Below are 6413 nucleotides of genomic sequence, written 5' to 3' on the forward strand. Positions count from 1 at the left end.
GAGCCCGCAGGACGTGGTCCTGCGGGCTCCGCGTGCGGCGGTGTGCCGGTGTCAGCCCTTGGCGCTGTAGTTCGGCGCCTCGACGGTCATCTGGATGTCGTGCGGGTGGCTCTCCTTGAGGCCCGCGGAGGTGATCCGCACGAAGCGGCCCTTGCTCTCCATCTCGTCGACGGAGGCGGCGCCCACGTACCCCATGGTCTGCCGCAGGCCGCCGACGAGCTGGTGCAGGACGGCGGCGAGCGGACCGCGGTAGGGCACCTGGCCCTCGATGCCCTCGGGGACGAGCTTGTCGTCGGAGGACACCTCGCCCTGGAAGTAGCGGTCCTTGGAGTACGAGCGGGCCTGGCCGCGGGACTGCATGGCGCCGAGCGAGCCCATGCCGCGGTAGGACTTGAACTGCTTGCCGTTGATGAACATCAGCTCGCCGGGCGACTCCTCGCAGCCCGCGAGCAGGCTGCCGAGCATGACCGTGTCGGCGCCGGCGGCCAGCGCCTTGCCGATGTCGCCGGAGTACTGCAGGCCGCCGTCGCCGATGACCGGGACGCCCGCCGCGCGGGCCGCGAGCGCCGCCTCGTAGATGGCGGTGACCTGCGGGACGCCGATGCCGGCGACCACGCGGGTGGTGCAGATGGAGCCGGGGCCCACGCCGACCTTCACGCCGTCGACGCCCGCGTCGATGAGCGCCTGGGCGCCGTCGCGGGTGGCGACGTTGCCGCCGATGACGTCGACGCCGACGCTCGACTTGATCTTGGCCATCCAGTCGAGCGCGTTGCGGTTGTGGCCGTGGGAGGTGTCGACGATGAGGAAGTCGACGCCGGCCGCGGCGAGCGCCTGGGCGCGCTCCAGCGCCTCGGGGCTGGCGCCCACGGCGGCGCCGACGAGCAGCCGGCCGTTGGCGTCCTTGGCCGCGTTGGGGTACTGCTCGGCCTTCTTGAAGTCCTTGACGGTGATGAGGCCCTTGAGGATGCCGGCATCGTCGACCAGCGGCAGCTTCTCGATCTTGTGGCGGCGCAGCAGCTCCATGGCGTCCACGCCGGAGATGCCGACCTTGCCGGTGACCAGCGGCATCGGCGTCATGACCTCGCGGACCTGGCGGCCGCGCTCGGTCTCGAACGCCATGTCGCGGTTGGTGACGATGCCGAGCAGCTTGCCCGAGCCGTCGGTGACCGGGACGCCGCTGATGCGGAACTTGGCGCAGATCGCGTCCGCCTCGCCGAGGGTGGCGTCCGGGCCGACGGTGATCGGGTCGGACACCATGCCGGACTCGGACCGCTTGACCAGGTCGACCTGGTTGACCTGGTCCTCGATCGACAGGTTGCGGTGCAGCACGCCGACGCCGCCCTGGCGGGCCATCGCGATGGCCATCCGGGACTCGGTCACCTTGTCCATCGCCGCGGACAGCAGGGGGATGTTGACCCGGACGTTGCGGGAGATCTGCGAGGAGGTGTCGACCGCGTTCGGGAGCACCTCGGACGCGCCCGGGAGCAGCAGCACGTCGTCGTAGGTCAGCCCCAGCGTGGCGAATTTGGCAGGCACTCCGTCGACGTTGGCAGTCATGACACCTTCCCAGATGGTCTTGCTCGGCGCGGACGTCCATGCTAACGGCCGATCGCACCGCTCCGAACCGCATGATTTTCGTACTTTTCTACGGGCCGTCGCCCGGTGCGGCGCCCGTCCGCGCGGCGCACGGTGCGCCGCGCCGCCTACTGCTCGGCGAGCGCGCGCAGCCGGCTCAGCGCGCGGTGCTGGGCGACCCGGACGGCGCCCGGCGTCATCCCGAGCACCTGGCCGGTCTCCTCGGCGGTGAGGCCGACGGCGATCCGCAGCAGGAGCAGCTCGCGCTGGCTGTCGGGCAACCGGGCCAGCAGCTTCTTCGCCCAGGCGGCGTCGCTGCTGAGCAGGGCGCGCTCCTCGGGGCCGAGCGAGTCGTCGGGCCGCTCGGGCATCTCGTCGCTGGGCACGGCCGTGGAGCCGGGGTGGCGCATGGCGGCCCGCTGGAGATCGGCGACCTTGTGGCCGGCGATCGCGAAGATGAAGGCCTCGAAGGGCCGGCCGGTGTCCTTGTAGCGCGGCAGCGCGAGGAGGACGGCGACGCAGACCTCCTGCGCGAGGTCCTCGACGAAGTGGCGGGCGTCACCGGGCAGCCGGTTGAGCCGGGTGCGGCAGTAGCGCAGGGCGAGGGGGTGGACGTGGGCCAGGAGGTCGTGCGTCGCCTGGTCGTCCCCGGCGACGGCGCGCCGGACGAGCGCGCCGATGGCCGAGCCGGGGGGCCTGGCGGTCTCGACTGCCTCGTCCTCCCGGTCGTCGCGCATCGGACCATGGTGCACCGGCACCACTCGATCCACGGCACCGCGGCCGTGGTTGTGCACCGAAGTGTTATGAGCAGCGTTGTGAGCAAGTGCGCCGGAGCTCATTCCCCGCACCATCCCCTCCCGCTCGACCGACTCGTATCCGAGGAACTCCACTCCTCAAGGATGCGGCATCGCCCGGGAAACGCCGCGCGGGCCGCCGCCGCCCCGCCCGCGCGGACGCCGGGCGGGGTCACGGCGGGCTTCAGCGCACGAGGCCCCAGCGGAAGCCGAGCGCGACGGCGTGCGCGCGGTCCGAGGCGCCGAGCTTCTTGAACAGCCGGCGGGCGTGCGTCTTGACGGTGTCCTCGGAGAGGAACAGCTCGCGGCCGATCTCGGCGTTCGAGCGGCCGTGGCTCATGCCCTCCAGGACCTGGATCTCGCGCGCGGTGAGCGTCGGCGCGGCGCCCATCTCGGCGGACCGCAGCCGGCGCGGAGCGAGCCGCCAGGTCGGGTCGGCGAGCGCCTGCGTGACGGTCGCGCGCAGCTCCGCGCGGGACGCGTCCTTGTGCAGGTAGCCGCGGGCGCCGGCGGCGACGGCCAGGGCCACGCCGTCGAGGTCCTCCGCGACGGTGAGCATGATGATCCGGGCGCCGGGGTCGGCGGACAGGAGCCGCCGCACGGTCTCGACCCCGCCGAGCCCGGGCATCCGGACGTCCATCAGGATCAGGTCGGAGCGGTCGGCGCCCCAGCGGCGGAGGACTTCCTCGCCGTTGGCCGCGGTCGTGACGCGCTCGACGCCGGGTACGGTCGCGACCGCCCGGCGGAGCGCCTCTCGGGCGAGCGGGGAGTCGTCGCAGACGAGGACGGAAGTCATGACTGTCCTCCGTGGCTCTCGCAGCTGTTGGGCGTCACCTTGAGCCTCCAGGCTGATGAAGTTCGTCACCTGTGCGGTCGACACCCTCGGACACCTGCCCGAGCGCTTTTCCTTTCAACCGCTTCGCACACTCAACGACGGTCACCCGAAAGAGTTACGGGCCGCGCGAACCGCTTCCCGGCGGTGAGCGTCGGGCGGCATGCCCCATTCAGACGCTTCCATTCGCGTTCAGGAGTTTTTGTCCGCATTTTGTGGATGAGTCATATTTACATGTAGTGAGATCGTAGATGTAGCGTGATGGGCATCACATCCACTTCGCAACGGTTTCAAGGGGCCCCGACATGGCTGATTTCTCCCGCCTTCCCGGACCGAACGCCGACCTGTGGGACTGGCAGCTCCTGGCCGCCTGCAGAGGGGTCGACAGCAGCCTCTTCTTCCACCCCGAGGGCGAGCGCGGGGCCGCCCGGAGCGCACGCGAGACCTCGGCGAAGGAGGTCTGCATGCGCTGCCCCGTCCGCGCGGAATGCGCCGCCCACGCCCTCGCCGTCCGCGAGCCCTACGGCGTCTGGGGCGGGCTGACCGAGGACGAGCGCGAGGAGCTGATGGGCCGGGCGCGCAACCGCATGACGACACCGGCGCGCAACGGCGACGTCAGCCCCGTCAGCCCCGTCGTCGCCTGAGGGCGCGCCGCGCTGTCAGGCCGCCGCCCGCGCCAGGTGGTCGAGCGTCGCGGCGACGGCCGGGACCTTCGCCAGGTCCGGCAGGCTCAGCGCCACGACCTCACGCAGCACCGCGGGCTCGACCGCGATCCGCCGCACCCCCTTCGCCCGGACCGACTCCATCGCGAGGGACGGCAGCACCGCGACCCCCAGGCCCGCGCCCACCAGACCCGCGACCGCCGGGTAGTCGTCCGTCGCGAAGTCGATCCGCGGGGTGAACCCGGCCCGCGCGCACACGTCGACCAGGTGCCGCCGGCACCGCGGGCACCCGGCGATCCACGACTCCTCCGCCAGCTCCCCGATCCCCACCGACTCCGCGTCCGCCAGCCGGTGCCCCTCCGGCACGAGACCCACCAGACGGTCGGTCAGCAGCGGCCGCACCACCAGGTCGTCCCACTCGGTGTCACCGGACCCGCCGTCCGCCGCACCGAGGGCGGCGTAGCGGAAGGCGAGGGCGACGTCGCAGTCGCCCTCGCGGAGCATCCGCACCGAGCGCGGCGGCTCCGCCTCCACGAGCGAGATCCGGGTGCCGGGGTGCTGCGCCCGCATCGCCGCCAGCGCGCTCGGCACCAGGGTCGAGCTGCCGCTCGGGAACGACGCGAGGCGCACCCGCCCCGCCCGCAGCCCGGCGATCGCCGCGACCTCCTCCTCCGCGGCCGTCAGCCCGGCGAGGATCCCCGCCGCGTGCCGCACCAGCGCCTCGCCGGCCTGGGTCAGGCGCATCTCCCGACCGGTCCTGACCAGGAGCGCGGTCCCTGCCGACGACTCCAGTGCCTTCATCTGCTGGCTCACGGCCGGCTGCGTGCAGCCCAGCTCACGGGCCGCCGCGGAGAACGAACCGGTCCCGGCGACGGCGCGCAGGACCCTCAGATGCCGAGCCTCGATCATGCTTCGAGCATAAGCACGCCTTGGGGGAAGGGGCGAATACCGTCTCGCGGCTTTGCCCGCGCCTCGCCTACCGTGTGCGGAATGAAGATTCTGTCGCTGAACCTCGGGCGCGCCACCCCGTCCGAGCACACCGGCCACTCCTCGGGCACGACGGGCATCGACAAGCGGCCGACGGACGGCTCCGCGTGGGTCTCCGACCCCGGGCCGCGGGGCACAGGGGGTAGCGGTGTCGCCGGCGACACCGTCTGCGACCTGCGCCACCACGGCGGCTCCGACCAGGCGGTCTACGCCTACGCGCGGGAGGAACTCGACGCGTGGGAGCGGGAGTTGGGCCGCCCGCTGCCGAGCGGCGCGTTCGGCGAGAACCTGACCACCACCGGGGTGGACGTCAGCGGGGCGCTGGTCGGGGAGCGCTGGCGGGTCGGCCCGCGGCTGCTCCTGGAGGTCACCGACGGCCGCATCCCGTGCCGCACCTTCCAGGGGCACCTGGGCGAGAAGGGCTGGATCAAGCGGTTCACGCAGGACGGCGGGACCGGGGCGTACCTGCGCGTCGTCGAGCCGGGCGAGATCAGGGCCGGCGACGCGGTGGAGATCGTGCACCGGCCCGACCACGGGGTGACCGCGACGATGGCCTTCCGCGCCGTGACCACCGACCGCTCGCTGCTGCCCCGGATCCTGGCGGCGGGCGACGCCCTGCACCCGGAGGCGCTGCGGACGGCGCGGGAGTACGTGGCGAGGAACGGCGCGGACCCGCAGCCGCCGGCCGCGCGGTAGACCCGGGCACCCGCGGCGCCGTCGCACCGTGGGCACTAACGTGCGGGTATGACGACTGCTTTGATCACGGGTGCCACGGCGGGGATCGGGGCCGCGTTCGCGCGGCGGCTGGCGGCGGACGGGCACAACCTCGTCCTGGTGGCGCGCGACACCGAGCGGCTGCGCGAGCAGGCCGTCGAACTGCACGACCGGCACGGCATCGAGGCGGAGGTGCTGACCGCGGACCTCGCCGACGAGGCGGGCATCGCAGCCGTCGAGAAGCGGCTCGCGGACCGGACCCACCCGGTGGACCTGCTGGTCAACAACGCGGGGTTCGGGAACAAGGGCCGCTTCCTCGACGTCCCCATGGCCGACGAGCTGAGGATGCTCACCGTGCACTGCGAGGCCGTGCTGCGGCTGACCGCGGCGGCGGCGGGACCGATGCGGGAGCGGGGCCGCGGCGGGGTGGTGAACGTGGCCTCGGTGGCGGCGTTCCTGCCCCGGGGCACGTACGGGGCGAGCAAGGCGTGGGTCGTGCAGTTCACTCAGGGCGCCGCGAAGGACCTCGCCGGGAGCGGGGTGCGGCTGATGGCGCTGTGCCCGGGGTTCGTGCGGACGGAGTTCCACCAGCGGGCCGGGATGGGCACGGCCGGGGTGCCGGACTGGGCCTGGCTCGACGCGGACAAGGTGGTCGCCGCCGCGCTCTCCGACCTCGCCCGCGGCCGCACCCTCTCCGTGCCCGACCCCCGCTACAAGGCGGTCATGGGCCTGGTCAAGGTCGCCCCCCGCGCCCTCCTCGGCGGCGTCAGCACCCGCGCGGGCCGCAAGTACGGCCCGCGATAGGGGCGGCCGGACGCCCGGAGGCCCGGTCCCCGTGCGAGACGGGGC

At 73.2% G+C, this 6413-nt stretch carries 7 protein-coding genes; 3 read left to right on the top strand and 4 right to left on the bottom strand.

Going from position 1 to position 6413, the window contains the following annotated elements; genetic code table 11:
- Positions 1 to 51 precede the first annotated feature (51 nt).
- From guaB to ACFWEG_RS27745, 3 genes are all read right to left on the bottom strand, one after another.
- Positions 52 to 1557 (bottom strand): IMP dehydrogenase, encoded by a 1506-nt coding sequence (gene guaB / locus ACFWEG_RS27735; RefSeq protein WP_387220507.1) that lies wholly within the window; start codon positions 1555 to 1557, stop codon positions 52 to 54.
- A gap of 146 nt (positions 1558 to 1703) precedes the next feature.
- The gene (locus ACFWEG_RS27740) at positions 1704 to 2312 is read right to left on the bottom strand and encodes a sigma-70 family RNA polymerase sigma factor (protein ID WP_387220509.1); all 609 of its coding nucleotides are present in this window, start codon (positions 2310 to 2312) and stop codon (positions 1704 to 1706) included.
- Positions 2313 to 2553: 241 nt separating this feature from the next.
- Positions 2554 to 3165 (bottom strand): response regulator transcription factor, encoded by a 612-nt coding sequence (locus ACFWEG_RS27745; protein WP_003948568.1) that lies wholly within the window; start codon positions 3163 to 3165, stop codon positions 2554 to 2556.
- Between the two features lie 341 nt (positions 3166 to 3506).
- Here ACFWEG_RS27745 and ACFWEG_RS27750 point away from each other — a divergent pair, with 341 nt between their 5' ends.
- Complete coding sequence (locus ACFWEG_RS27750) at positions 3507 to 3845, top strand: WhiB family transcriptional regulator (RefSeq protein WP_387220511.1); 339 nt, start codon at positions 3507 to 3509, stop codon at positions 3843 to 3845.
- Between the two features lie 15 nt (positions 3846 to 3860).
- Here the strand turns inward: ACFWEG_RS27750 and ACFWEG_RS27755 are convergent, their stop codons facing one another.
- Positions 3861 to 4772 carry a LysR family transcriptional regulator gene (locus ACFWEG_RS27755; RefSeq protein ID WP_387220513.1) on the bottom strand — a complete coding sequence of 304 codons (912 nt, stop codon included), beginning with the start codon at positions 4770 to 4772 and terminating at the stop codon, positions 3861 to 3863.
- A gap of 81 nt (positions 4773 to 4853) precedes the next feature.
- Here ACFWEG_RS27755 and ACFWEG_RS27760 point away from each other — a divergent pair, with 81 nt between their 5' ends.
- Entirely contained in the window at positions 4854 to 5546 is a 693-nt protein-coding gene (locus ACFWEG_RS27760) for an MOSC domain-containing protein (RefSeq protein WP_387220516.1), read from the top strand.
- A 48-nt stretch (positions 5547 to 5594) separates the two neighbouring features.
- Complete coding sequence (locus tag ACFWEG_RS27765) at positions 5595 to 6368, top strand: SDR family NAD(P)-dependent oxidoreductase (protein WP_387220518.1); 774 nt, start codon at positions 5595 to 5597, stop codon at positions 6366 to 6368.
- Positions 6369 to 6413: the final 45 nt, after the last annotated feature.

This window comes from Streptomyces sp. NPDC060194, from assembly GCF_042728285.1.
Taxonomy (GTDB): domain Bacteria; phylum Actinomycetota; class Actinomycetes; order Streptomycetales; family Streptomycetaceae; genus Streptomyces.